Origin of the sequence: Bacillus sp. JJ1764 (assembly GCF_036962145.1) — a bacterium.
Lineage (GTDB): Bacteria > Bacillota > Bacilli > Bacillales > Cytobacillaceae > Neobacillus.
Window position 1 is genome coordinate 817 of sequence record NZ_JBALNY010000017.1, and the last position, 25,197, is coordinate 26,013.

Annotated in this window: 28 protein-coding genes and 1 other annotated feature; all 28 genes read right to left on the reverse strand. The window is 38.8% G+C overall.

The features are described from left to right. Positions 1 to 180 precede the first annotated feature (180 nt). Positions 181 to 1,035 carry a prephenate dehydratase gene (gene pheA / locus V7083_RS02400; protein WP_335474986.1) on the reverse strand — a complete coding sequence of 285 codons (855 nt, stop codon included), beginning with the start codon at positions 1,033 to 1,035 and terminating at the stop codon, positions 181 to 183. 57 nt (positions 1,036 to 1,092) lie between these two features. Further along, a complete protein-coding gene (locus tag V7083_RS02405; RefSeq protein ID WP_335474989.1) occupies positions 1,093 to 1,542 on the reverse strand; it encodes an ACT domain-containing protein in 450 nt (149 codons plus the stop codon). A 30-nt stretch (positions 1,543 to 1,572) separates the two neighbouring features. Next, positions 1,573 to 2,862, reverse strand: coding sequence for a GTPase ObgE (obgE, locus tag V7083_RS02410; RefSeq protein ID WP_335474991.1), 1,290 nt, complete (start codon positions 2,860 to 2,862; stop codon positions 1,573 to 1,575). A gap of 61 nt (positions 2,863 to 2,923) precedes the next feature. Further along, positions 2,924 to 3,463, reverse strand: a complete 540-nt coding sequence (locus tag V7083_RS02415) for a Spo0B C-terminal domain-containing protein (protein WP_335474993.1) — start codon at positions 3,461 to 3,463, stop codon at positions 2,924 to 2,926. A gap of 209 nt (positions 3,464 to 3,672) precedes the next feature. Beyond that, positions 3,673 to 3,966: a 50S ribosomal protein L27 gene (gene rpmA / locus V7083_RS02420; protein WP_335474995.1), complete on the reverse strand. Its 294-nt coding sequence runs from the start codon at positions 3,964 to 3,966 to the stop codon at positions 3,673 to 3,675. Next, positions 3,967 to 4,308, reverse strand: coding sequence for a ribosomal-processing cysteine protease Prp (locus V7083_RS02425; RefSeq protein ID WP_335474997.1), 342 nt, complete (start codon positions 4,306 to 4,308; stop codon positions 3,967 to 3,969). Between the two features lie 14 nt (positions 4,309 to 4,322). Then, a complete protein-coding gene (gene rplU / locus V7083_RS02430; RefSeq protein ID WP_335474999.1) occupies positions 4,323 to 4,631 on the reverse strand; it encodes a 50S ribosomal protein L21 in 309 nt (102 codons plus the stop codon). A gap of 12 nt (positions 4,632 to 4,643) precedes the next feature. After that, positions 4,644 to 4,724, reverse strand: a sequence feature (ribosomal protein L21 leader region). A gap of 47 nt (positions 4,725 to 4,771) precedes the next feature. Next, a complete protein-coding gene (locus V7083_RS02435; RefSeq protein ID WP_335475090.1) occupies positions 4,772 to 6,229 on the reverse strand; it encodes an Rne/Rng family ribonuclease in 1,458 nt (485 codons plus the stop codon). 50 nt (positions 6,230 to 6,279) lie between these two features. After that, positions 6,280 to 7,146: a M50 family metallopeptidase gene (locus V7083_RS02440; RefSeq protein WP_335475001.1), complete on the reverse strand. Its 867-nt coding sequence runs from the start codon at positions 7,144 to 7,146 to the stop codon at positions 6,280 to 6,282. Next, complete coding sequence (locus V7083_RS02445; protein ID WP_335475003.1) at positions 7,139 to 7,927, reverse strand: M23 family metallopeptidase; 789 nt, start codon at positions 7,925 to 7,927, stop codon at positions 7,139 to 7,141. The genes V7083_RS02440 and V7083_RS02445 overlap by 8 nt, the downstream gene beginning before the upstream one ends. Before the next feature lie 100 nt (positions 7,928 to 8,027). Then, positions 8,028 to 8,831, reverse strand: a complete 804-nt coding sequence (gene minD, locus V7083_RS02450) for a septum site-determining protein MinD (protein ID WP_335475005.1) — start codon at positions 8,829 to 8,831, stop codon at positions 8,028 to 8,030. A 1-nt stretch (position 8,832) separates the two neighbouring features. After that, positions 8,833 to 9,513 (reverse strand): septum site-determining protein MinC, encoded by a 681-nt coding sequence (gene minC / locus V7083_RS02455; RefSeq protein WP_335475007.1) that lies wholly within the window; start codon positions 9,511 to 9,513, stop codon positions 8,833 to 8,835. 115 nt (positions 9,514 to 9,628) lie between these two features. Further along, positions 9,629 to 10,147 carry a rod shape-determining protein MreD gene (gene mreD, locus V7083_RS02460; RefSeq protein WP_335475009.1) on the reverse strand — a complete coding sequence of 173 codons (519 nt, stop codon included), beginning with the start codon at positions 10,145 to 10,147 and terminating at the stop codon, positions 9,629 to 9,631. Further along, positions 10,144 to 11,025: a rod shape-determining protein MreC gene (gene mreC / locus V7083_RS02465; protein ID WP_335475011.1), complete on the reverse strand. Its 882-nt coding sequence runs from the start codon at positions 11,023 to 11,025 to the stop codon at positions 10,144 to 10,146. The genes mreD and mreC overlap by 4 nt, the downstream gene beginning before the upstream one ends. A gap of 66 nt (positions 11,026 to 11,091) precedes the next feature. Continuing rightward, the gene (locus V7083_RS02470; protein WP_335475013.1) at positions 11,092 to 12,108 is read right to left on the reverse strand and encodes a rod shape-determining protein; all 1,017 of its coding nucleotides are present in this window, start codon (positions 12,106 to 12,108) and stop codon (positions 11,092 to 11,094) included. A gap of 138 nt (positions 12,109 to 12,246) precedes the next feature. Then, positions 12,247 to 12,918: a RadC family protein gene (radC, locus tag V7083_RS02475; protein WP_438823686.1), complete on the reverse strand. Its 672-nt coding sequence runs from the start codon at positions 12,916 to 12,918 to the stop codon at positions 12,247 to 12,249. A gap of 62 nt (positions 12,919 to 12,980) precedes the next feature. Further along, complete coding sequence (locus tag V7083_RS02480) at positions 12,981 to 13,553, reverse strand: Maf family protein (RefSeq protein WP_335475017.1); 573 nt, start codon at positions 13,551 to 13,553, stop codon at positions 12,981 to 12,983. Between the two features lie 238 nt (positions 13,554 to 13,791). Then, on the reverse strand, positions 13,792 to 14,898 hold the full coding sequence (locus tag V7083_RS02485) for an SPOR domain-containing protein (RefSeq protein ID WP_335475019.1): 1,107 nt from the start codon (positions 14,896 to 14,898) through the stop codon (positions 13,792 to 13,794). A gap of 134 nt (positions 14,899 to 15,032) precedes the next feature. Next, positions 15,033 to 15,824 (reverse strand): hypothetical protein, encoded by a 792-nt coding sequence (locus V7083_RS02490; RefSeq protein WP_335475021.1) that lies wholly within the window; start codon positions 15,822 to 15,824, stop codon positions 15,033 to 15,035. Then, complete coding sequence (locus V7083_RS02495) at positions 15,821 to 16,717, reverse strand: PilN domain-containing protein (RefSeq protein ID WP_335475023.1); 897 nt, start codon at positions 16,715 to 16,717, stop codon at positions 15,821 to 15,823. Before V7083_RS02495 ends, V7083_RS02490 begins: the two co-directional genes overlap by 4 nt. Next, complete coding sequence (gene pilM, locus V7083_RS02500) at positions 16,718 to 17,713, reverse strand: type IV pilus biogenesis protein PilM (protein ID WP_335475026.1); 996 nt, start codon at positions 17,711 to 17,713, stop codon at positions 16,718 to 16,720. A 15-nt stretch (positions 17,714 to 17,728) separates the two neighbouring features. Beyond that, the gene (locus tag V7083_RS02505; RefSeq protein ID WP_335475028.1) at positions 17,729 to 18,487 is read right to left on the reverse strand and encodes a prepilin peptidase; all 759 of its coding nucleotides are present in this window, start codon (positions 18,485 to 18,487) and stop codon (positions 17,729 to 17,731) included. Further along, on the reverse strand, positions 18,487 to 18,954 hold the full coding sequence (locus V7083_RS02510) for a type II secretion system protein (RefSeq protein ID WP_335475030.1): 468 nt from the start codon (positions 18,952 to 18,954) through the stop codon (positions 18,487 to 18,489). Before V7083_RS02510 ends, V7083_RS02505 begins: the two co-directional genes overlap by 1 nt. 134 nt (positions 18,955 to 19,088) lie before the next feature. After that, positions 19,089 to 20,303 (reverse strand): type II secretion system F family protein, encoded by a 1,215-nt coding sequence (locus tag V7083_RS02515; RefSeq protein ID WP_335475032.1) that lies wholly within the window; start codon positions 20,301 to 20,303, stop codon positions 19,089 to 19,091. Beyond that, the gene (locus V7083_RS02520; RefSeq protein ID WP_335475034.1) at positions 20,296 to 21,345 is read right to left on the reverse strand and encodes a type IV pilus twitching motility protein PilT; all 1,050 of its coding nucleotides are present in this window, start codon (positions 21,343 to 21,345) and stop codon (positions 20,296 to 20,298) included. Before V7083_RS02520 ends, V7083_RS02515 begins: the two co-directional genes overlap by 8 nt. 12 nt (positions 21,346 to 21,357) lie before the next feature. Further along, a complete protein-coding gene (locus tag V7083_RS02525; RefSeq protein ID WP_335475036.1) occupies positions 21,358 to 23,025 on the reverse strand; it encodes a GspE/PulE family protein in 1,668 nt (555 codons plus the stop codon). A gap of 15 nt (positions 23,026 to 23,040) precedes the next feature. Beyond that, on the reverse strand, positions 23,041 to 24,348 hold the full coding sequence (locus V7083_RS02530; protein ID WP_335475037.1) for a G5 domain-containing protein: 1,308 nt from the start codon (positions 24,346 to 24,348) through the stop codon (positions 23,041 to 23,043). A 32-nt stretch (positions 24,349 to 24,380) separates the two neighbouring features. Beyond that, the gene (locus V7083_RS02535; protein WP_335475039.1) at positions 24,381 to 25,103 is read right to left on the reverse strand and encodes a hypothetical protein; all 723 of its coding nucleotides are present in this window, start codon (positions 25,101 to 25,103) and stop codon (positions 24,381 to 24,383) included. Positions 25,104 to 25,197 lie beyond the last annotated feature (94 nt).

A 25,197-nucleotide genomic window follows, 5' to 3' on the forward strand; every position in this document is an offset into this window, starting at 1 on the left:
TTTATTCCGCGGATTCTCCTGATATTCCCGCGAACTTTTCTGTTTATTCCGCGGATTTTCCTGATATTCCCGCGAGCTTTTCTGTTTATTCCGCGGGTTCTCCCGATCATTCCTCTAATATTTACATCTTTTCCGCCAAACTAAAAAAACCCAAGTTGACCAAAGTCAACCCCGGGTTTTTCAATCAAGCTCTACCATTAAGGCAGGATAACTGCCTAGCACCTTCACCCCGCAGCCGAGCGCTTCCAATTCGGCAATGGCTCCTGGAATCAGGACGTCGTCGAGCTTTTCCTCAATATCAATAATAAAAAAGTAATTGCCCATTCCAGTCTTCATCGGTCTTGACTCTATTTTAGAAAGGTTTAATTTGCGCCAGGCAAACGCTGAAAGTACTTGATGAAGGGCTCCGGCCTGATCGGAAGGCAATGTAACCATCAAAGTGGTTTTATAATGCTCAGAACCACTTAAGGCTTGGAAATCAAATCCTTGTTCTGACAGGACAATAAATTTAGTGTGGTTATAATCAAAATCATGAATATTTCGTTGAACAATCTCTAACCCATATTCTTTCGCTGCATATTCATTTGCAATCGCCGCAGAGTTAACCTCTGGTGAGTTCATCACCATCTGAGCGGCAGCTGCTGTAGAGGAGACATTCTCAATCGATCTGCCTTTGAAGTTTTTATGTAAAAATTTATGGCATTGAGCAATGGCGTGCGAATGACTGTAAATGTGGGTTACTTCTTTCCAACGCAAAGCATTTGCTGGGTGTACCATTAGGTGCTGTTTGACCGGAATCGTAATTTCCCCAACGATCGGAATCTGCGCCACTTGGGTTAAATAATCAAGGGTAACATTCACTGAGCCCTCTAAGGCATTTTCCAACGGAACAACTGCTATTTCAACCTCTTTCTCGACCACACCATCCATACATTCTGAAATCGTCCGAAATGGCTGATGTTCGAATGTTGAAAAAACTTTTTTTACAGGCAGCTCACTGAATGTTGCCTTTGGTCCTAAATATCCTACCTTCATCTTTGTCTACTCCCTTTCTAAAAAAAGCCGGGAAGAGGCTTCGCGGACAAATGTCCGCTATGCGCCTGTTCCCAGCACTTCTACCTTCTCAATAAATTCGAGTCTTCTTAACTCATTCAGCAGTTGGTCCATCTCATGAATCATGCCGGAAGTATTTAATGACAATGTGACATTCGCTCGTCCCTGAAGTGGAATCGTTTGGTGTATCGTCAGAACATTGCAGCCAGAGGTCGCAACAACACTCAAAAGCTTGGACAATGTTCCAGAGCGGTCCTCTAAATGGAAAAATAGTGAAACAATGCTTTCTTTCGAGATTGTTGAAAAAGGATAAACCGTGTCCCGGTATTTATAGAAAGCACTACGACTTAAATCAACCTTTTGTACAGCATCCCCGATGGATTCTGCCTTACCTCTTTCCAGCATATCCTTCGCTTCAATGGTTTTTTTCATCGCCTCAGGCAAAACATCCTCACGAACTAAATAGAACTTTTTCTCAAAATTATCCATGTTTCATCTCTACCTTTAAGGGAACCCTTCTTATTCAATAAATTCAAATTCAAAATCCAATAGCTTTACGATATCTCCGTTTTTTGCTCCTCGTTGTCTCAAGGCATCGTCCACGCCCATACCTCGAAGCTGTCTGGCAAAGCGGCGAACGGATTCATCTCTTGTAAAATTGGTCATCTTAAATAGTTTTTCAATTTTATCACCGGATACGACAAACGAACCATCCGGCTCGCGGGTAATGGCAAACCCAATTTCCTCTGCTTCGTGCTTATAAACTACACGATGAACCCCTGTTTCCTCTTCTTCGTGTTCAAGCGGGAATTCAGGTGTATCCTCAAGCTTATCTGCAACCGCAAATAACAGCTCACGAAGACCTTTTCTCGTAACTGCGGAGATTGGGAAAATCGGATAATCCTCTTGCAGTTGTTCTTTAAACTTTTGCAGATTTTCCTCCGCTTCAGGCATATCCATTTTATTGGCTACGATGATTTGTGGACGTTCAGTCAGTCGAAGATTGTACTCTTTTAATTCCCGATTAATCGTCAAATAATCCTCGTATGGGTCACGGCCTTCCGTTGCTGCCATATCAATTACATGGACGATGACTCTTGTCCGTTCGATATGACGTAAAAATTGGTGTCCTAAACCGACTCCTGCATGTGCCCCTTCAATTAAACCAGGAAGGTCTGCCATGACAAAGCTTCTGCCGTCATCGGTTTCTACCATACCCAGATTGGGGACAATCGTGGTGAAATGGTATTCTGCGATTTTCGGTTTTGCTGAAGAGACGACTGATAAAAGCGTTGATTTTCCGACGCTTGGGAACCCGACAAGACCGACATCAGCTAACAATTTAAGCTCTAAAATAACGTCTCGCTCTTGACCTGGTTCACCATTTTCGGCTAATTCAGGAGCTGGATTAGCCGGAGTGGCAAAACGGGTATTGCCTCGTCCACCTCGGCCTCCCTTTGCAATGACTGCTCTTTGTCCATGCTCCACCAAGTCTGCCAATACTTCTTTCGTTTCGGCATCCATTACAACTGTACCTGGTGGCACTTTTACAATCATATCCTTGGAGTTTCTGCCATGTTGATTTTTTGACATTCCATGCTCACCGCGAGTCGCTTTAAAATGCCGTTGATAGCGGAAATCCATCAATGTTCTCAGACCCTCATTTACTTCAAAAACAACGTCTGCGCCTTTTCCGCCATCCCCACCAGCTGGACCGCCTTTAGGAACATATTTTTCTCTGCGGAACGCGACCATTCCATTACCGCCGTCTCCGCCTTTTACATATATCTTAACTTGATCGACAAACATTTAAATCCTCCCGTCGTACGACAAAAATGACTGATGATTGCGACGAGATCGCAGGGTTTTTTTACAATTTTGGCATAAAAACCTCAAATGCGAGTTCGCTTTCGGTAAATTCCTTTGTCACCAATCCCAGTTCTACTGAATTAGGTTCCTTAAGGAATTTTTCAATCAGTTCCTTACTTCTTATTATTCCGCTAAAATCGAAAAAGAAACGAAATCCTTCCGGTTCCAGCTTAATGGTAATCGATAAATGATTTTCATGAAAGGTTTCAATCGCTTGATCCAAACACGAAAAAAATGAGGTTGTCCAATCCGTAATCATGACATCATTAATCTTAGCGACCTCAGTATCCTGCAATACCTCGTAATCAAGCAGGAAGGAGTGAGTTTCCCAATTTGTTTTGAGCAAGACTTCCGCAAAACACGGTATATGCAAATTAGAAAGATTGGTCTCATGTTGAGCTTCAATAATGATTTCATTGATGACTTCTTTGGTCCGTTCAATTCGATTTAAATCAAGATTCCCCTTGATTATTTGAAGCTTATTCAGCCAATCATGGCGCGAGTGCCTAAGCACTTCAATAAGATTCCATTGTTTCTCCATTTTAACGCTCCAATTCATTTGTCAGAAAACCGTTGTTTTCAATTAGTATATCAAAAAACTAACCATGAGTAAGCATTTTTAGTGAATGAATTCTATGGAAGAGGTGAAATTTAGCTTCGATGAGGAAAATGTGAAGATCCAATGGAAGATTTTACCTCTTTAACTAAAAAGAAAACTCTAACCGGTTAGGTTAGAGTTTCCTAAGAACTTTACGCTTCTTGAGCTACTGGATAAACGCTCACTTTTTTGCGGTCACGGCCCATACGTTCAAATTTAACAACGCCGTCGATTTTAGCAAAAAGAGTGTCGTCTCCGCCACGGCCAACGTTTTCACCTGGGTAAATCTTAGTACCGCGTTGACGGTAAAGAATAGAACCACCAGATACGAATTGTCCGTCTGCACGCTTAGCACCAAGGCGCTTTGCGATAGAGTCACGTCCGTTCTTTGTAGAACCTACTCCCTTTTTAGATGCAAACAACTGAAGATCTAATTTTAATAACATTTAGTCCACCTCCTGCTTTTTGAAGGTAATTTTTATGTGCTTACCGTATTCTTCTTCAATCGTTCTAAGCGAGACAGCCATGCCTTCTAAGAGCAATTGTACCTTCTCATTGATGTCCTCCGGAATAGAATCCGGCAACACACAGCGGAGAAGGCCGCTTCCATGATCGATTTCAGGAGTGATACCCGTAAGTTCATGCACAGCATTGACTGCACCGACTGATACAGCAGATACACCTGAACAAACTATATCCTTCCCTCGATCGGCGAAAAATGCATGACCACTGATTTCGAAAGATTGAATCAATCCGGATTTCGTACGATTAATCGTAACTTGAATCATCTTTTTTCAACACCTTACGCGTTGATTTTTTCGATGACTACTTTAGTGTAAGGTTGACGATGACCTTGTTTTTTACGGTTGTTCTTCTTAGCTTTGTACTTGAAGACAATGATTTTCTTTTGACGGCCTTGTTTTTCAACTTTAGCTGTAACTGTAGCACCTGCAACAACAGGACTTCCTACTTTTACATTTTCACCGCCAACGAAAAGAACCTTGTCAAAAGTAACAGTTTCGCCAGCTTCTGCATTTAGCTTTTCAATGTAGATAGCTTGACCTTCTTCAACTTTTAGTTGCTTACCGCCAGTTTCGATAATTGCGTACATAACTGCACCTCCTTATTAACTCAGACTCGCCAAAAACAGGCGGCTTGCCAATAGCAAACTCTTACTACCTGCAATGCGCGGTTGTAGCACGGGTGCTACAAACATAACATTAAAATCCTACCACAATTTCGGCCCAAGTGTCAATAGCATTCGCCAGCTTTTTGGGCAATCTCTGATTCCGTTCCGAACTGTTTAATAAGATAATAGGGTTTACTTGTTGCAGTGGTCGTAAAGCACAACTTCATATGTAACAAATCTTCCAACACCTGTCTATGAATCTCATTATCACCCAACAAGGCGGCTTTCACTTCGTTCGTCGTCTCAATTAACACAGCCTCATAATCGGAATGCCTATGTTCTAGCAGTTCTCTTTCCATTTGGAATGCAACTGTTTCTGAGCTTAAGACCCTGCCAGTACCCTCACACACCGAACATTTTACCTGCAAATTCTCAGACAACGTCACCTTTGTTTTTTTTCTTGTTAGCTGGAGAATTCCAAGGGGAGTAAATCCAATTAATTTTGTCCGCTTCTCATCTTTTAACAATTCTTTTTCGATTGTTTCAAGAATGGCTTTCCGATCTTGCTCCTGTTTCATATTAATAAAATCAATGAGGACGATTCCTCCGATATCACGAAGGCGCAGCTGATGCAGTGTCTCTCTTGCAGCGAGTTGATTCGTTTTCAGCACGGTGTCCTGGTAATCGGATTTTCCAGAGAATTTCCCGGTATTTACATCCACTATTGTTAGTGCCTCTGTTTCATCAAAAATTAAATAAGCCCCATTTTCAAGCCACACCATTCTTTTTAACGCTTTTTCTATGGCATGCTCAACCTTGTAGGTAGAAAATATATTTTCTTTATCCTTGTAATAAATAACGTTCAGTTTTGGATATTTCGCTTGCATGATTTTTTTTAGATGTAAGTCATCAACAATTACTTCTCCAGCAGTCATTCTCTCTGCCTGTTCAAAAATTATTTCAGTAAAGCTATCCTTTTGAAAAATGATTCCTGGCTTTTTCATTAATGCGGCATTCCGCACCATGATTTGATACCTCTCCCTCAACTGGGACAACTCCGTGATGAGCTCTTCTTCTGTACTGCTAATACTGGAGGTTCGAAAAATAAGACCTTCCTGTTCCATTTTGTACTGATTTGCAAAGTTTCGGAGAGAAGCGGATTTTTGTATGTCTTGAATTTTTTTTGAAACAGCAATGTAGTGACCGTTTGGCAAATAAATAAGGTTGGTCCCTTGAAATTCAATGATGCCGGTCAGTTTAGGTCCTTTTGTTCCAGTGGCATCCTTTTCAACTTGGACGAACAATTTTTCACCTTGATGAACATAGGCGGTGACGGTTTTCTGTTTATCCTCTGATGCTACTAAAGAAGGGAGCTGATCCCGGTGAAGGTATCCATTTTTGCCTTCCCCGATATCAACAAAAACAGCATTCATTCCAGGTAGTACTTTTGAAACAGTCCCAAAATAAATATTACCGACCAGGGAACGATGCTCTGGTCGGTCAAAGACGAGTTTTTCCACTCGACTATTTTGTAGATAGGCTAATCTTTTTTCCCTGGAGACTAGGTTCACAATTAACATTTCCAACTTTAGCGTCCTCACTTTTTTCTTAATATCTCTATTATAGCCATTTAATATAAAAAAAGTAGGTCGCTAATTTTATCAGTGATTCGTTTTTCTGCAAAATAAGCATGGAGAACCTCATTTTCGTCTAATGTTCCCTTCTCCCTGCCCTCGGATTCCACAATAATAGGATGCTTGCAGCCACGTTGAAATTTCTCCAGTACATCAATCAATAGCTCTTGTTCATTTGCCTGGATGGGTTTTAATCCCCCCAGGTCTGGAGTCTTTCCATAATACCGCTCCAGCAAAAAACGGATAAATATATATCGTCGCTGTTTCCACTCATAATAGAGCGAAAAAAACAAAAAGGCCGTTATCACCCAAACATTTAGGTGTAAAGGTGCTTTTAACAGGGTAATCATAGAAAAAACACATAAACTGAAAAATGACAAAATGAGTGTGAATCGATGCGCATTCGTAAAGGAATGTGCCGTGGATAAAAACAGAAACACTAATTTCCCACCATCAAGCGGCCAAATCGGAAATAAATTAAACAAGAGGATCATGATATTAAATTGAAGGAACAAACGATAGAGATCATCGGGAACAAGGTTAAATTGCAACAACCCATAGGCTGCCGCCATCATCCATAGATGCTGCAGGGGACCAGCTAAAACTACTATTGCCTCTTCTCTTAAAGGGCGATTCCCGTGCTCATCCATTTCTGCCACTCCACCAAAGGGGAGAAGCGAGATTTTTTTGATTCTCCAGGAAAAAAAAGAAGCCGCCACCGCATGCCCCATTTCATGAACAAAAATAATGCCTAACAGTAAACAAACCTCAAGGAAATGGGCTGTTGCGATGGAGAGGCCCACCACGATCCACAATAATGGATGAATATAGACAAGACGAAGTAATGAAATCATTCTATTCAAGTCGGATCACCTTGATAGGGTCTATAAATTGATCCCCTTTTTTGACTGCAAAATAATACTTTCCCTTCGTTTTGTCTTCACCGCTTGTTTCAGATACGGTTCCTACCACAGCGCTTTTTTCAATATATTCATATAGTTTTACCTTGATGGTTCCCAAATTTCCATACCATGTTTCCGTTTGGTCAGAGTGCTGAATAATGACGGTTTTCCCAAGCCCTTCTTTTTCACCCACAAAGCGGACAAATCCATCATTTATGGCTTGTACCGCGGCTCCCTTGGAGGTTTCTATCATGATCCCCTGGCCATTTTTTTCAAAGTTTTCAAGTATTTTCCCAGAAACCTCCACAGCACCTTTTTGAACTTCAACCTTTTCAGCTGCCTTTTTATCATCAGAAAATGGTAATAGGGCCAATGGCTTTCCAAATTTATCTTCATACCATTTAGATACCACGGCAAACTTAAAGTCTTGATCCATTGTTTTTAGCACTACAGTCCGTGCAGGTTCAAACGTAGCTGAATGGTTCCTAAAAAGTATAGCCACGGCTAAAAACAACAAAACGGAGGCTAATATTTTGAAAAAAAATATTTCCTTTTTAAATAAGGGATGTCCATCATCTCCATCACTGCCATAGGATGGAGAAATATAATTATATTCGTACTTTTCATCGTCACCTGGCCAATATATTTGGCGCTCTGGTGTTTTTGCAGATGTTCCATTTTCTCTTTTCCTCTTGGCGATTCGCCGCCGAATTTCATCCGGTGTAGACCGCGCCATACTCATCAACCCTTTTCCCAGTTTGTACAAGTCTATGAGAGGTTTTCCTGGAGTATGACAGAAACTAAAAAATGCCTGTCCACTATTTTAATGGACAGGCAGAGAATTAACGGACACCAAAGAACTTTTTCAGTTTTGAAAACATCCCTTTTTCTGAATCCTCAAGCGGTTGCAACGGGATGGATTCTCCCAAAATTCTTCTTGCAATATTACGGTAGGCAATCGATGCCTTGCTATTTGGATTTAATGCGATTGGCTCCCCATGATTGGAAGCTTTAATGACCTCTTCGTCATCAGCGACAATACCAATTAATCCAATAGATAAATGCTGGGTAATTTCATCAATATCCAGCATATCTCCACTTTTCATCATATGATTGCGAATGCGGTTCACAACTAATTTAGGCGGCTCCATATTTTTTTCCTTTTCAAGCAAGCCAATAATTCGGTCTGCATCGCGAACGGCTGAAACCTCCGGCGTCGTTACGACGATGGCTTTATCTGCCCCTGCGACGGCATTTTTATAGCCTTGTTCAATTCCTGCCGGGCAGTCAATAATAATATAGTCATAATCCTGTTTTAACTCTTCAACCAGTTCCTTCATTTGCTCTGGTTTAACGGCAGATTTATCTACCGTTTGAGCTGCAGGAAGCAAGTATAATAATCCATCAAAACGTTTATCCTTCACTAAAGCCTGATGAATCTTACATCTCTTTTCTACTACATCCACGAGATCATAAATGATTCGATTCTCTAACCCCATTACGACATCCAAGTTTCGAAGTCCGATGTCTGTATCCACTAAACATACTTTTTTGCCTTGAAGGGCTAATGCGGTGCCAATATTAGCAGTGGTTGTTGTTTTGCCTACTCCGCCCTTACCGGATGTAATTACTATAGCTTCTCCCACTTTAATATCCCCCTTCTAATCTAGTTAAATTAGGCCTTAATTGTATTAAAGCTTGTAATCTATCGATGACAATTTTACGATTCTCATTTAAATAGGCACATTCCATTTCCCGCTTTTCGTCGCTTTGAACTGAATCTGGGGCACTATTAAGGCAATCACTGATTCTAAGCTGTGAGGGTCTCATGCTAGAGGCAGCAATAATTGATTCATCATTTCCATAACAACCTGCGTGGGCAACTCCCTTTAACACTCCCATAATAAAGATATTACCGCCAGCGACAACTGTCCCGCCCGGGTTCACATCGCCAATGAGCAACAAATCTCCAGGAACCTCCAACACTTGTCCAGAACGAATGATTTTAGAAACAGTCACTACTTCCATTTCAGATTTTAACTGCTCAGCTTCTTCTCTTGTCACTACATTGGAGACAATATCATCGACTACAAAATTTTTCTTTTGGCGAATTAGATGTTTAAGTTCTTCCCTTTGATGATCAGATATATAGCGGTTCCCGATTTCCACTTTTACAGAAACTAAGTGACGCTCATCTTGTGTCCTTGAATTAGCAGTTAGCTTTTGATCTAGTTCCCGTTTGAGTTCCTCAAACGAACAGTTGTCATCAAGACGAAGGACAAGTCCATCCTTCGTACCTTTTATTGTAACATTTTGCCGTTTTTTCATGGAGAATTTTTCACCTCATAATTAAGAAAGCAATTTCGGAATTGAAAGGTTCCGAATCAAATATACACATCTTAATAAAAATTCGACACGATGTGCCTATTCTCCTTTTTTCCAATCACTCTTCCCGCAAGCGCAGAGCGTATTTTTCGAAAAGACGCTTCAACGGATAGCATAAAATTCCTAGAAAAATAACGTTTAAAAGTAAAGTTGGATAAAAACGTAAATTCAAAAAATTTATAAAGTCCATACCAGTAATATGGATCAACGTATCCATTTCATAAACTCCAATTTCAAGCAGAGCCATTCCCATTAATGATACCAGGAAGGCTGTGAGCAAATTTGCATGAATAACATGCATGACTTTTGATACGAGGTAGCAAATAAATGGAAAAAGAAAAAAATAGATACCAAGTACTTCTACATAAACAATATCATATAAAAGGCCAAAAACCGCTCCATAGATAATTCCCTGTTTTCTTCCAACGAAAATCGTCAAAAACACTAAACCGATAAACAAAAAATGTGGTGCAAAAATACGTTGGAACCCGAAAAACTTTGCAGGCAAAAATTGGACAAACAAGCTTTCTGCTATAAAAAACACCAAAAACAAAAGAGGAAGAAGAAATTTTTTCATAGATCCTTCTCCTTCCCAACTTCCATGTCTGAAACCTCTGGCTGGGCCATCGTCCTTTTAATGACAATAACACTTTGAATATCATAAAAGTCGGCACCCGGCTTCACTAATGCTGTTTGATTTAATCCGTATTGATCTGGTTTTACTTCTTCTACTTTTCCGATAATCAAGCCCTTTGGAAACACACCGCCTAAACCAGATGTAATCACGGTTTGACCTTTTACGACCTTGGCCCCAGATGGAATGGCTTTCACTTGCAATAATTTTTGTTTATCATCAAATCCTTGTACAAAACCAAACACTTCTGTATCACCTTGAATGACTGCAGAAATACGATTTTTGGGGTCCATCGCACTCAACAGCTGAACGGTTGAACTAAATTGATTGACGTTCTTTATTTTTCCGATCAAACCATTAGCCGTTACAACAGCCATATTTTTTTTAATTCCGTTGATACTTCCCTTATCAATAATAATCATTTCATGCCAACGATCAGGATTTCTGCCGATAACTGTAGCCGGCTGCGGTTCATAATCTCTCAAGGTCTTCTTTTCACCGAGAATATCGCGTAATTCTGTATTGTCCTTTTTTAATCCTTGAATCTCAGCTTCAAGGCTGGCAATCTTTTCAACACGCGTTTTCAGTTCTTTATTCTCTTCATATGTATTTTGCAAGTCCTGGAGATTTTCAAAAAAACCTGCGAAATAATTGGCAGGCTTTGAAACCAGGGATTGAACCCAGCCGGTTGTATCCTTAACAAATTGCTCCGGCCAGGATAATTTACTTCTCTCCCTTAAAGAAAACCCAATCAATGCCACGAGAACGATAATGCTGACGAGCAATAAGATTAATCGTTTATTTAAAAAGAACTGTGGCATGATGATACACCTCTATCTATTCTAGTAAAAAAGGTACTTGTTTTCAAAAAGCTATCCGCTATTTGGTTAGCGTGAATCTCTTGCTCTGTTTTTGAACAAATTGATATGATCTAAAGCTTTACCTGTTCCGATTGCCACACAATCAAGCGGATTTTCGGCAATGATGACAGGCATTTTTGTTTCTTCACTGATCACTCTGTCCAAATTACGGAGTAGTGCACCACCACCGGTAAGAACAATTCCTCGATCCATGATATCTGCTGCTAATTCTGGCGGTGTTTTTTCCAATGTATTCTTAACCGCTTCTACAATAGCATAAACAGTATCATTCAAGGCTGTGGCAATTTCGTCAGGAGTAATTTCAATCGTCTTTGGAAGACCTGTCAACAAGTCACGGCCGCGAATTTCCATATTATCGACACCCTCAGGTTTACCGGCAGATCCAATCTCCATCTTAATGGCTTCTGCAGTCCGATCTCCGATGAGGAGATTATAGGTTTTGCGGATATACGCTACGAGGGCATCGTCCATTTCATCACCAGCAATTCGAATGGACTGTGATGTAACTATACCGCCAAGCGAAATAATAGCGACTTCGGTCGTACCTCCACCGATATCCACAACCATGCTTCCAGTTGGTTCCCAAACCGGGAGATTTGCCCCAATGGCTGCAGCAAAAGGCTCTTCGATCGTATAAGCATCCTTAGCCCCTGCCTGCCTTGTTGCATCTATTACCGCTCTTTCCTCTACTGCCGTAATTCCAGAAGGAACACATACCATGACATGAGGTTTACCGACACTTTTTGTTTTTAGTGCCTGTCTCATAAGGTACTTCATCATGGTTGCTGTTGTTTCAAAATCGGCAATGACACCATCCTTCATGGGTCTCGTTGCAATAACATTCCCAGGAGTCCGACCAATCATATTCTTCGCGTCATTTCCCACAGCGACAATATGTTTAGTATCTGTTTGCAAAGCTACAACAGATGGCTCTCTCGTCACGATCCCTTTTCCTTTTATATATACAAGCGTATTTGCCGTTCCTAAATCAATTCCAATATCTTTACTTCCAAATCCAAACATAATGCTGTATCTCCCTTTCTAATAATGCAAAAAATTCACAAGGCAGGAATCCATAACAAACCATTTTGTTATTTCGTCATAAATAATCCTAAAAAATCATAACCAATATTATAACTCAACGTCAAATAAAATCATAGGTCATAAATACCCTTTTTCTTTCAATGAGACAAACTTGTTATCACCAATGATTAAATGATCAAGGATGTCGATTCCAATTATTTTGCCGCATTCAACTAGCCGTTTAGTCACATCGATATCCTCACGGCTTGGTGCTGGATCTCCCGAAGGATGGTTATGTGCGGCGATAATAGAAGCTGCTGAACGTTTAAGTGCTTCGCGGAAAACCTCCCTCGGATGAACGATGGAAGCATTCAAGCTCCCAATAAATACTGTTTGCTTATGAATGACTTGATTCTTCGTGTTTAAATAAAGACAAACAAAATGCTCCTGAGATAAAAAGCGCATATCGTTCATTAAATAATTGGCTCCATCTTCAGGAGAACGAATCACATATCGCTCATTAAAGGAAAGGTTGGCAATCCTTCGGCCGATTTCTACGGCTGCAAGAATTTGAATAGCTTTTGCTGAACCAATTCCTTTAATCTCGGTCAATTCTTCCAAAGTTGCGGATTTCAACAATTTTAGTCCTTCAAAATGGGTTAACAGCCGATTCGATAATTGCAAAACCGATTCTTCCTTCGACCCAGTTCTCAGTAAAATGGCAATCAACTCGTGATTAGAAAGGCTTTGTGGGCCATGTTGTATAAAGCGTTCACGAGGACGTTCATCCAAAGGAAAATCTCGGATCATTAATGCATTTGTGGACACTCTTTTTTCCTCCCTTTAGTCTGGGAGCCACTGAACAAAAGAGTTTAATACGGCATCGGATAGCCCAGCCGCTTTAATTCTCGGACGGTTCTTGCGAGCGGTAGACCGACAACCGCAAAATAGTCTCCATTTATTTTTTTGACAAGCATGCTCCCTAGCTGTTGAATACCATATGCTCCTGCTTTATCAAGCGGTTCACCACTCTTGACATATGACCGTATTTCCTCGTCCGTTAACTCCCAAAACCAGACTTCAGTTTTTTCATAGAAACGGGTGGTACCAGTTGGAGACAAAATAGCGACACCAGTAAACACGTCATGCTGTTTTCCTGATAACGTTCTTAACATTTCAAAAGCTTCAGCTTCATCACTTGGCTTTCCAAGGACCTCGTTGTCAGCAACAACAATTGTGTCTGATCCAATAACAAACGCATGATTGTTTTGTTTAAAAACTGCCTGTGCCTTCCGTTCAGCTAATTCCATCACAATTTCATCAGGAGAAAGCTTTGGATCAAAGGTTTCATCTACTTCACTACTTGAAATGGTAAAAGAAAAACGAAGATTTTCTAGAAGTTCTTTTCGCCGTGGAGATGAAGAGGCTAAAATGAGGTTTTGCATGTTATCACCTGACCTTATTTTTTACTTCAAAAAGGGAGATACATTTTCATGTTATCAAATATTTAGGAAGCAAACAATTTTTATATCATTAAATTTTGAAGAAATATGTCAAATTATGCACATATTATCTAAATATGTAACTCAGAAAATTCAAAAAACCTACCCTGTAATGGATAGGTTTTTTGAATAAAGTATTTCCCGGAAAATATCGATTCATCGGTTGAATTGTCAGTTTAAATTATTGTGAATAGTAGGCGGCTAAAAAATTAAGTAATTGTTGTTGAGCTTCGTTTAGACTTTTACTGTTCTTTGATTTTTTATACTCGTTTAATTCACCTGCTGCATTTGAAAGCTCAGACTTTAAGGTTTTCACTTTTTCATTTTTAATACCACTAATATTTAAAGTTTTATCTATAGTATTTAATGCTTTAGCAGCTTCTTCAGAAATGCTGTTTGAAATTTGCGCATTCGCCGTTACACTACTAAGAGTCTGATAAATGGTAGGAACCGTTTCAAGAAAGCTTTTTTCTTTATCGGTAAGATTTGAAAAAGTTCTCTTCTCCACGACGATTTGTTTTGCGAATAAATCATCCATTCCTTTTTCCTTAAACTTTCCGGCTAGAGCTTTTGCCCCTTCAATAGAATCTGCCGTTCCCAGGAAAACATAATATTTTCCATTCATTTCTATCAATTGTGAGGATATTCCTTTCGATGATAGATTGGAAGTGGCATCTTTTGCCCCTTCCTTGGCGCCAAATGCTCCGCCTTGAACCACATAAGTTGTTAATTGTGCAAGTGAAGTGGAATTGGTTTTACTCTTTTCTTTGTTCTGGTTCTCTTTTGTTCCAGGGGTTGTTTGGACGACCGTTTGGTTTGGTTGGTTTGGTTGGTTTGGTTGGGTCGATGCCTTTTGATCTGACTCTGTAATCACCAACTTCAGCATAAAATAACCAATGGTAGTCCCTATCACTATCGCAAAGATAGCTGAGATGACCACTTTACTAAGGGGTTTATCATTTTTCTTTTTTGGTTTGTGATGGATTGAAAATTTACCTTGGTGTGTAGTTTTTTTTGAGTCAACCTGTTTAATAAAGTGAGATTCATCAACATCCTGTTCAGCAGATTCCGGAATAATCCAGTCAAAGTTTTCATCGACAGATTCTTGAGTTGCTGCCGTTTCTAAATAAACCTCCGAGTCTTGAGAGTTTTTATTTATTTTAATCACTTTTGAATGGGAGTCGGGCTTATCGCTTGAGACTTTTTGGAGGGGCTCTTCCTGAGGACCTGAATTCTCTCCATTAAATGTAACTCTGATTGTATTGCCTTTTTGCTTAGGCTTGTCCACCATTGCTTACTCCTTTCTCTATCTAAAGTAATGGTTTCATCCTAACATAATGATCAAAAAAAATAACAAGACTTTTGTCGTCTTGTTATCACTGTCTTTCGCCAAATTATTTATTAGTTCGAAATGTTGTTAACCTAGTGAGTAACATCAGGAAATTGACTCAACGGATTTTCTTTACCTGCTGGTGCCGGAGCATCGATTTTAGGCAGCTGTGCCTGTAAATCATTCAGGCCTGGCATATAAAATGCAGAGAACGTAAGACTATAAGCCAATGGCTGGTTCTGTTGACTTAATGAAGTAATTTCTTGTCCACCAGTGTAAGAAATCGATTCAACAACAATGATCCGATTTAATGACTCCAAAGCATCTATGAACTTTTCAAAATCTTCATAGGTAGGAGACTCGACCGTTAAATTAGCTGTAATTTTTTTCATTCCTTCTGGTACCACAGTTCCACTCGACTGTTGATTCGCCGTATCCTGGTTCGCTGTAGACTGACTGGATGTGGCGGGCTGGCTAGTCGTCGTCGTTGAACTCTGTTGTTGTGCTGTATTTTGAATGACAGTTTGATTAGTTCCTGATGACACATCAGCGTCTTTAGAAAAGCTCATGGTCTTAATTTCACTGTCCGATACATTTTCGGCTTTTTCTAAATCCAGAATAAGCTGTTCCTGCAACGGTTTAACAGGAAGCTTCTTTTGTAGCTCCTTTGTATCTTCGACCGTTTGCTGTGAATCCTGCGTTTTCTGTTGACTGATTGCCTCAAGCTTTTTTTGTGCAATATCCAATGAGGATTGTTGTTTCTTCAAATCCGTTTTAAGAGGAGAAAGGTAAAAAAACTGAGCAAGCACAATCAGAGCAACAACAAGAAGCGCGACGATTCCAAGGATCAGGTTTTCTTTTTTTGAGAAACGTAGCTTCATCAACCCGTCCCCCCTTCCTCAGAATCCTCACTCTTTTTGATTTCTTCCTTTACAACTGTTTGATTCAATTTGATTTCGAATTGGCCCGTATAACGGGGTAGAATACTACTTTTGGTAGTCGTACTGGTTTTGTTGGTTGTTGAATTTGTTGTATTTGTTGAATCTGTTGTATTTGTTGAATCTGTTGTATTGGCACTATTTGTATTTGAATGATCTACAATTGTATAGACGTTACCATTTTGATCTACCAGAGTAGTCCCAGGTGCTACTTGGATTCCACCAGTGGCTTGAGTCGTTGTATTTTGACCAGCAGTATTCGTTTGACTATTTGTAGTAACAGTACTTCCCTGAACAGAGGTTGCAATTGAAGTATTAGGTGAATTCGTCGAAGTTGAAGATGTACCGGTTGTCTTTGATTGATCTGCTGCTGTTAATGCATTAAGGCTTGCATCTTCAATCCACTTCGAATCATGTAACGTTTCCAAAAAGTATGCAGCTTCCCTACTGGTGTCAAACTGGACTGTTAAAGTAATGGTTCCTGCTTCTGTATATCCAAAGCTTTGTATGAATCCACGCTCTGGTAATAGTGAAGACAAGTGACGCAAGACTGGAACAGTTTGGATGGGATATTCTTTTGCCCAATTTATTGCACTATTTAATTGACTAATTGATTTAGAACTAGTTGATATTTCTGATTGGTTGTTATCCTTATTGACAACTTTAGACGTTATGTCAATTTGTCGTGTTATTCTAGTAATATCATTTTTAACTGAATGGACTTGCCAAAGGTAATACACACCACTAAGAATTAATAGAAATACCAAGCTGGAAATCGCAATGATAAAACCAACTTTTTTGGGTTCTCTTTGGGGCAGCAGGTTAATTTCAATGAACATTTATTGCCCCCCTTTTAAAGCAAGTCCCAATGGTAACAATTGACTGGACGGCAGTTTCACGGAATTGCCCTTTGAGTCCATATCTATCGCTATCATTTCTGTTGGAGTTTCAAATCTTTCTAGCATTCCATCGTAGATTATGTTAAGCATTGGGTGATCGCCGTATAATAAAAATTTAGAAATCTGATTATGTTCTTTATGAAGGGAATAACGATAAAAATCAATTAACTTATTGATTTCCCTAAAAATATCATCAAACTGAAGGTCCAGTTCATCTGTATTTCCTATATAGTTATAAACCAAATTATTTCCAGAATCTTCTTTGATTTTCCATTGATCCATATTAAATGGAAGTGGAAATTGACGCATGACTAGCGGAACGCTTCTTTCAAAAATAGTTAAATTAACGCTGGTTAAATCAAATTGAACTGCAAATAAATTCTCGTTTACTAGTTCCGTATCCAGCTGCCGATAGAGTCGATAAATAGCAAGAGGAGAAATATCTGCTGCAATAGGGTTAAGCTTTAGCTTTGACAGCAAATCGGCATATTCCATCACATTTTGCTCTGGTGCCGCAAATAGCAATATCTCTCTAGTTTTCCCATTACTTCCTAACGGATAAAAATCAAAGACCGGCTCATCAAATGGCAAGTGAATGGTAGATCCTAGTTCCAAATACAGATAACCTTTGATTTCATCATCCTGAATTTCTGAAGGGACGGAAATCTTTCGAATGATGACTAAGGAATCTGGAATTATAAAACGCACTTGTCGCCTATGAATTTTCCACTCGTCAATACATTCCTCTAAAATACTTTCTAAGGAATCTTGATTTTGTATTTTACCATCGCTAATGATTCCGGCTGGAAGAAAATGTTCACTCCATCTATGTGCTAAGGGTGGATTGAATTGTTTTAATTCTAGTAAGCGAATAGAATGGTCACTGATTACCAGATTAATAATTCGGTTTTTAGAGGAAAATAGGGAAAAAGCCATAGAAAAAACCCCTTATTAAAATCCTTGATGAAGGAAATTTATATAAATAGTTATTATTTCCGGTCCCCAAAAATACGCAGTTAACGTTCCAGTTGCAATAAATGGGCCAAACGGTATCGGTTGCCGTTTTTTTACTATTCTAAACAACTGGGCCAAGCCGCCAAGGAGGGCACCAAATAAAGTCGATAGAAAAAATGATAATAAAACAAGCTTAAAACCTAATACAAAACCTATCAGGGCATAGAGCTTTACATCTCCAAATCCCATGCCTCCCTTGCTGACAAGCATAATCAGTAAGAGAAGTACAAATCCGGTTATGGCTCCCAAGAGACTGTCCCACCAAGGAGTCAGCGGCCACATGAACCGTTCAAATAAAAAAAACCCTGCAAACCAAAGCAAAATTTTATCAGGGATAATCATATAGTGAATGTCCGAAACAATAATAATCATAAATAAAGAAATTAACGTTAAGGCGACTAATAATTCTCCAGACCATCCAACCAAGAATGGGGCTACGGCAAATAAAATTCCCGTTAGTAACTCCATAATTGGATATATAGGAGAAATCCGCGACTGACAGCCGCGGCATTTCCCATTTTGGAGCAAATATGATATTACCGGTATAAGTTCATACGGTTTTAATTGGTGCCCACAGGTTGGACAAGCTGACCTTGGTTTAACAATTGATTGCTTTAATGGAACCCGAAGTCCAACAACGTTAAAGAAAGATCCCAATACTGCCCCGTATAAAATTAACAAGATAATTATTAACATTATGGAAGAGTTACATCAGTTCTTGAAAGGCTGTTTATATTTTTCCCGCTAAAATATGTTTTAGCTGTAGTAGCATCACCAGTAGATTTAAGTGTTACCGTATATATTACTGTATTGTCTGTAGCATTTGTTGTTTTAACATTAACTACTGAAGTATCTGGATCATAGCCAATTCCAGATGGGTCTTTAATAGAATCTAATACTCCTGCAGTTGTCATATCGGACATTTTAATATCTTGTGCTGTTGTAGTAACTTGTATATTTTTTTGTGCTATATATAGTTTAGCGGAATTTACCATCTGTTGAGCATTTGCAATATGAGCATCCTTTTTCGAATTGTTCATAATAGTCATTACAGAAGGCACAGCGATTGCAGCAATAATACCTAAAATAACAATTACCGCAAGTAATTCAATTAAAGTAAAACCTTTTTGTTCTTTTGCTTTATTTTTTAGTTTTTGGATCATGATTTCATCTCCTTTTGGTTCTATGAACCTACTATTTTAGTCTCTTGTATTATAACATTAGATGACAATAGTTTGGTATAATATTAAAGATTTTTTGTCGATTTTCCTCAATAAACCAATAATTTTATCAATTATTAGTTCATTTGTTGGAATTGATCAAACATACTAAACATAGGTACAATGATCGACGTGACAATAGTACCTACTAAACTCGCCAAAATGACAATCATAATGGGCTCAATTAGTGATTTCAATCGATCAGTGCCTGTTTCAACTTCCTTCTCATAAAAATCAGCAATTTTGGCAAGCATCGCATCCAAAGCCCCAGTTTCCTCCCCAATAATGATCATTTGTGTAATTAGGGGGGGGAAAGCCCAGTGCTTTTCCATTGGTTCGGTCATTGATCGCCCTTTTTCCAGGGTTTGACGTGATTCACGGATAACCTTTGCCAACACTTCATTTTCTACTACTCTTTCTACGATTGTCATAGCTTGTAGGATGGGAACTGAACTTGAAAATAATGAACTTAAAGTACGCATCATACGGGCTAAAGCTGCTTTTTGTATTAACTTTCCAAAAATAGGTATTTTTAAGATAAATAAATCAAAATAGTATTTTGTTTTCCTATTACTTTTAAAATACATAATTAATAAAGCTATTAATACAAAAACTAAAACAATAAGCCACCAGAATGATTGTGTAAAATCACTTGCTGAAAGAACAAACTTTGTAATAGCAGGTAATTCTCCTCCCATGTCAGCAAACATCTGAACAAAGGTAGGAACGACAACTGCCAATAGGAAAATTACGACTCCTATCGCGATAACCCCTATAACCATTGGATACGCAAGAGCTGAAACAATTTTTTGTCTCGTATAATGCTGCTTCTCATAATAATCAGCTAACCGTTCTAAGGTATTATCTAATGTACCGCTAACTTCTCCAGCATGGACCATATTAATAAACATTGGTGTAAATATCTTTTTATGCTTTGATACAGCTTCTGAAAGTGGATTCCCTTCTCGCAATTCCACCTCTACATCTAATAATGCTCTTTTTAGCCCTTTACTTTCCGTTTGTTTAGCCAGAATTCCAGTTGCATCAACCACCGTTACTCCTGCCTTTAGAAGAGTGGCAAATTGCCTTAAAAAAATTACAAAATGCTGTAATTTTACCGGATTTCCAATGGTTAGCTCCTTTGTCAAAAAAGTTTCCGGAACCTCTGTTATATCTATAACTCTAATCCCGTCATCTTTTAACTTAACCATGGCCTCACGTTTTGAACTAGCATTGATGGTTCCCTGCTTTTTCCCTTTTTTATCGCGCCCTGAATACTTAAACCTAGGCATTTTGCATCATCTTTTCGTGTAAATATTGGTTTGCAGCATCTTTCAGAATTAAATTACGCTCCAACAAATCTTTGATACTCATTTCCAAAGTGTGCATTCCTTGGGCACGTGAAGTTTGCATCACACTTGGAATTTGGTGAATCTTCTCATTGCGAATCAGATTGGCAATGGCAGGGTTATTTACTAAGATTTCAGTCGCTGCTTTTCTTCCTTTTTTATCAGCAGTAGGAAATAACCGTTGCGAAATAACTCCAACTAGTACTGAGGCCAACTGAATTCTAATCTGAGGCTGCTGGGAAGGCGGAAAAACGTCAATAACCCTGTTGATGGTTGTTGGTGCACTCGAGGTATGCAATGTACCGAAAACAAGGTGACCTGTTTCAGCTGCAGTAATCGCAATTGAAATAGTTTCTAGGTCGCGCATCTCCCCAACCAAAATGACATCAGGATCTTGACGAAGTGCTGCTCTTAGTCCATCGGCATATGTTTGCGTATCAAATCCCACTTCCCGCTGATCAATAATGGAATTCCCATGACGATGTAAATATTCAATGGGGTCCTCTAAAGTAATGATATGTTTTCGCATTGTTCGATTCATGTAGTCAATCATGGCAGCAAGTGTTGTTGACTTACCACTTCCGGTTGGACCTGTCACTAAGATAAGGCCGTGGGGTTTTTCCACTAACCTTGGAAGAATTTCAGGTAATTCCAATTCTTCAATCGTTGGGGTACGGGTGGATACGACCCTCAATGCCAAAGAAATGCTTCTTCGTTGATGAAAGGCATTAACCCTAAATCGTGAAACTCCAGGGACCCCGTATGAAAAATCAAGTTCGCCTTTTTCTTTGAATAAACTCCATTGGTTTTCCGGAATGATTGCTTTGGCAATCGCCTCGGTATCCGCAGGCAAAAGCTTATCGGCACCATATCTTTTTAAGTCGCCGTTTATGCGCATTACCGGCGGAACCCCAACGGTTATATGGACATCCGAAGCCTTGTATTCAACAGCAGCCTGAAGTATTTGATCGATTTTCTCTTTCATATAAGCATTCTCCTACTCCAAAATTGCAATACGTAAAACCTCTTCTGTTGTGGTTATCCCTTGTTTTACTTTTAATAATCCATCATCAATTAAAAAAAAGGTTTTGTTTTTAATAGCAATTTCTTTCAGTTTTTGGAATGATTCACCATTCATAATTACCCTACGAATTTCATCATTAATAACAAGAACCTCGTGCAACGCTATTCTTCCTTTATAACCAGTCATATTACAAGAAGAACAACCCTTGCCTCGCATGATTTTCTCTATTTTCAAGCCTCTTTTTGCGAAGATTTCAATCTCACGTTTTGATGGTTCTTGTTCTTCAGCACAGTCACGGCAAACTTTTCGAACCAGACGTTGGGAGACAATCCCACTTAAGGAGGCAGCAAGTAAAAATGGTTCTACTCCCATATCAAGTAATCTGGTTACAGTCCCAATCGAATCGTTTGTATGAAGCGTACTCAATACTAAGTGCCCTGTTAATGAGGCACGAATAGCCACTTCCACCGTTTCCGTATCACGTATCTCCCCTACCATGATGATATTAGGATCTTGTCGGAGAATAGAACGTAAGCCAGCCGCAAAGGTCATCCCGACATTGGAATTCACCTGTACCTGATTGATCCCTTCTAATTGATATTCCACCGGATCTTCAACAGTAATAATGTTAACTTCATCATTATTTACCTTATTAAGTGCTGCATAAAGCGTTGATGATTTACCTGACCCAGTAGGTCCGGTAATTAAGACAATCCCTGTTGGTTTTTCAATCATTTCATTAAAGCGTTTAAGGTTCAAGGAGTTAAATCCTAATTTATTTATGTCATTTAGAGTAGAGCCCATATCCAAAAGACGCATGACGATCTTCTCGCCGAATACAGTTGGGAGTGTTGAAACACGAAGATCTACTGGATGGAAATCCAGATTAAGCTTAATACGCCCGTCCTGTGGAATTCGATGCTCAGTAATATCCAGATTAGACATGATTTTGATTCTGGCCGTTAATACACTTTGCATACTTTTAGGCAGTGTTTTTTCAATTTTTAGTATCCCATCAACACGGTAACGCACAATCACTTTTGTCTCTTGAGGATCTATATGGATATCACTTGCCTTTTGTATTACGGCATTTGTCAGGATCTGATTGACAACTCGGACAATGGGTGAATCTGTATCCGTTAGGTTCTCCTGTGCCTGCGGTCTACGTTCATTTTTTGGCAGCTCATCTAGTAGCTCGTCTAGACCATCATTTGTATCATAATATTTATTAATGGAACGAAGAATATCATCCTTTGTAGCAATCGCCGGTTCTATCTGGAATCCTGTAGATAAACGTAAATCATCGATGACGAAGAAGTCCATAGGATCAGCCATCGCAATAAATAATTTATTTCCGTCCCGTTTCAACGGAATAATCAGATTCCGACGAGCTGATTCCTTTGGTATCAATGTAAATAAACTTGTATCAAAGGGATAATGAAATAGGCTAATATGCGGTATACCCAATTGGTATTCGAGTACCTCAATTAGCTGTTGTTCAGTAATATATCCCCTCTGTAGTAGTACTTCACCTAATTTTTGATTAGGACTTTTATCTTGTAAAGCCGATTGAAGTTGTTCAGCAGTAATCAATCCTTCATCAAGTAACAAATCGCCAATTCTTTTTCTTGTTTGAATCATCTGGCATCCCTGCCTTTACTTTGGTTGTTCATTTGGCTTTCCCCAAATGTCACTCTCAGTTGTATTGGTTTGGTCATTTTCAGAAACTAAAGTAGACTGATCTTCGCTTGTGCTATTGGCACTTTGAGTTGTTGCTGGATCTAGCGTTGTTTGTGTTGTGGTTTGGGTATTACCGTCGAGACCATGTACCTCAACTCGATAGATAGGCGGATAATAATCTTCAGATATTAATTCATTTTTAACTAGTTGATTTCCTTGATAAATTTCCCGATAAATCTTTACAATTTGTCCATTCATCCCTTTTGTCACAATCTTTGTTTGGCCCGATTTCAACAGTGGGCTATATTGAATAATCGTCTTAGGCTGTAATTCCTGGTTATCCTTTTGAACAATTTGATAGCGGTAAACAAATTGTTGTCCTATTAAAGAAATAGTAAATTGATCTCCGACTAATTTGAACTCCAAACGATAATTCGTTTTGTTAGGATTAGTAATCACCAAATCTGTATTTGCACTTTGATTTACCTTTGCTTCAAAACCGAGGCCAGCATAATTCGGTAGGGAGCTGCTTATATTTCTTTCAACAATTTTAAAGTTAGTTGGCAGAATTTCTTGATATATTCCAGTTGCTAGGACATTTAATGAGTCCTCTCCACTAATTTTTTGTTTCCTAGCAAAGTCTAGCAATGAAAAAGTTGAACCTTTTGGAATTTCAATAGTCGGATTGTGTTCAATGATAGATTGCAAATCAAATGGTACTTCCTTAAGGTTCATCACTGTAAAATTAACAGTTTCTTCTTGAATTTGATGCCCTGCCAATACGAAGTCTGTTGTTAAATTAAAGGACTGCTCCCCTTCCTCAAATTGAGAAGCTGTTTCATTTAAACGATTTATTAATTTATCTACATCTATATCCTCCAGATTCAGTTGTGGAAAAAGAATTTCCAACTGTTCGGAAACTTGGGATTTATTCACTGCTATAGTTGCCAAGTTGCTTTTGCCTTCTTTAACAGTGTTTAAAGTTTGATGGGTATCTAAATGAAATTGGTTCATATCAAACGAGGCTGTCTTCTCCCCGTATTGCAAATTCAATTTTGTTCCTTTTAGCCATTCAACATATTTTTCCTCCAAAAGGGAGGTTGCTTCCGAGTCCGATTTTCCGGAAAGATCCAATAAACCAATAGTTGTGCCATCAGAGAATTTTCCATCTAAACGATTCAGGCTTTGAAAAGCTTTAACGCCAAAATGGGTAGAACTAAATATAAATGCAGTCCCAAACAGCAAAACGACAAATAATTTTATCATTTGTTGTTGTTTTCCCAAATCCCCCTGCCTCCTCTCCAATGAACGGCTAATTAATTACTGACTTTTTCCTTTTTTTCTTCTTCTGCCTCCTCATGAGCACGCAGAAAATCAAATAATGATTCCTCATTCAATGGATCTAAAGCCATATCTTTATTTTTATCAATCCTGGATAAATGTCTGGTAGTTTGATCTACTAATTTTTCATCGATAAGATCGTGGGTTTCACTACCGCTTTTTTCTAGTAAACTTTCAATATCGGAAAGATAATTTAACTCAACATGGTTTATTTCAATTGGGATTTCTACTGGTAAATCTCTATCCTGTAAGAATACAATGTCTTCTTCGTTCATTACTAATTCTGGTTCAATATTCTGATCAGAAACAGTCATCTGGAAAGAGTTATCGATTGTTTTTCTTGTATTGGAGGAGGAAAATAATTGCTGAAGTTCTGAATTATCTTCTTTTCCATTAACATTTTGATAATTAAGTTCATCTAAAGCATTCACTTCATGCAAGTCTGATTCAAACGAAATTTCAGGAAACAACAATGATCCAAAACGTTGATGGATAAAGTACGATGCAAAAAAGACAAGGGCAAATAACATTAATGTTGTCAACCATAATGAAAATCTGGCAGCGGCAACCATCCCACTTAGTGCTAAAACTAAACTAGTAAAAACAATTATTAATTTACCTTTAAGCGTAAAACCAAGTGGAATAAGTAAGATAGCAAACAAAAAAATACAGGTAGTACCTAAGACCCAAAAAACCACTCGCAATCACCCCCGCCTTCATTAAATAGTACTATAATCACATCTACGACAAATTTCTTCAAATTCCATAATTTTTATCTCTTTTTTACGATTA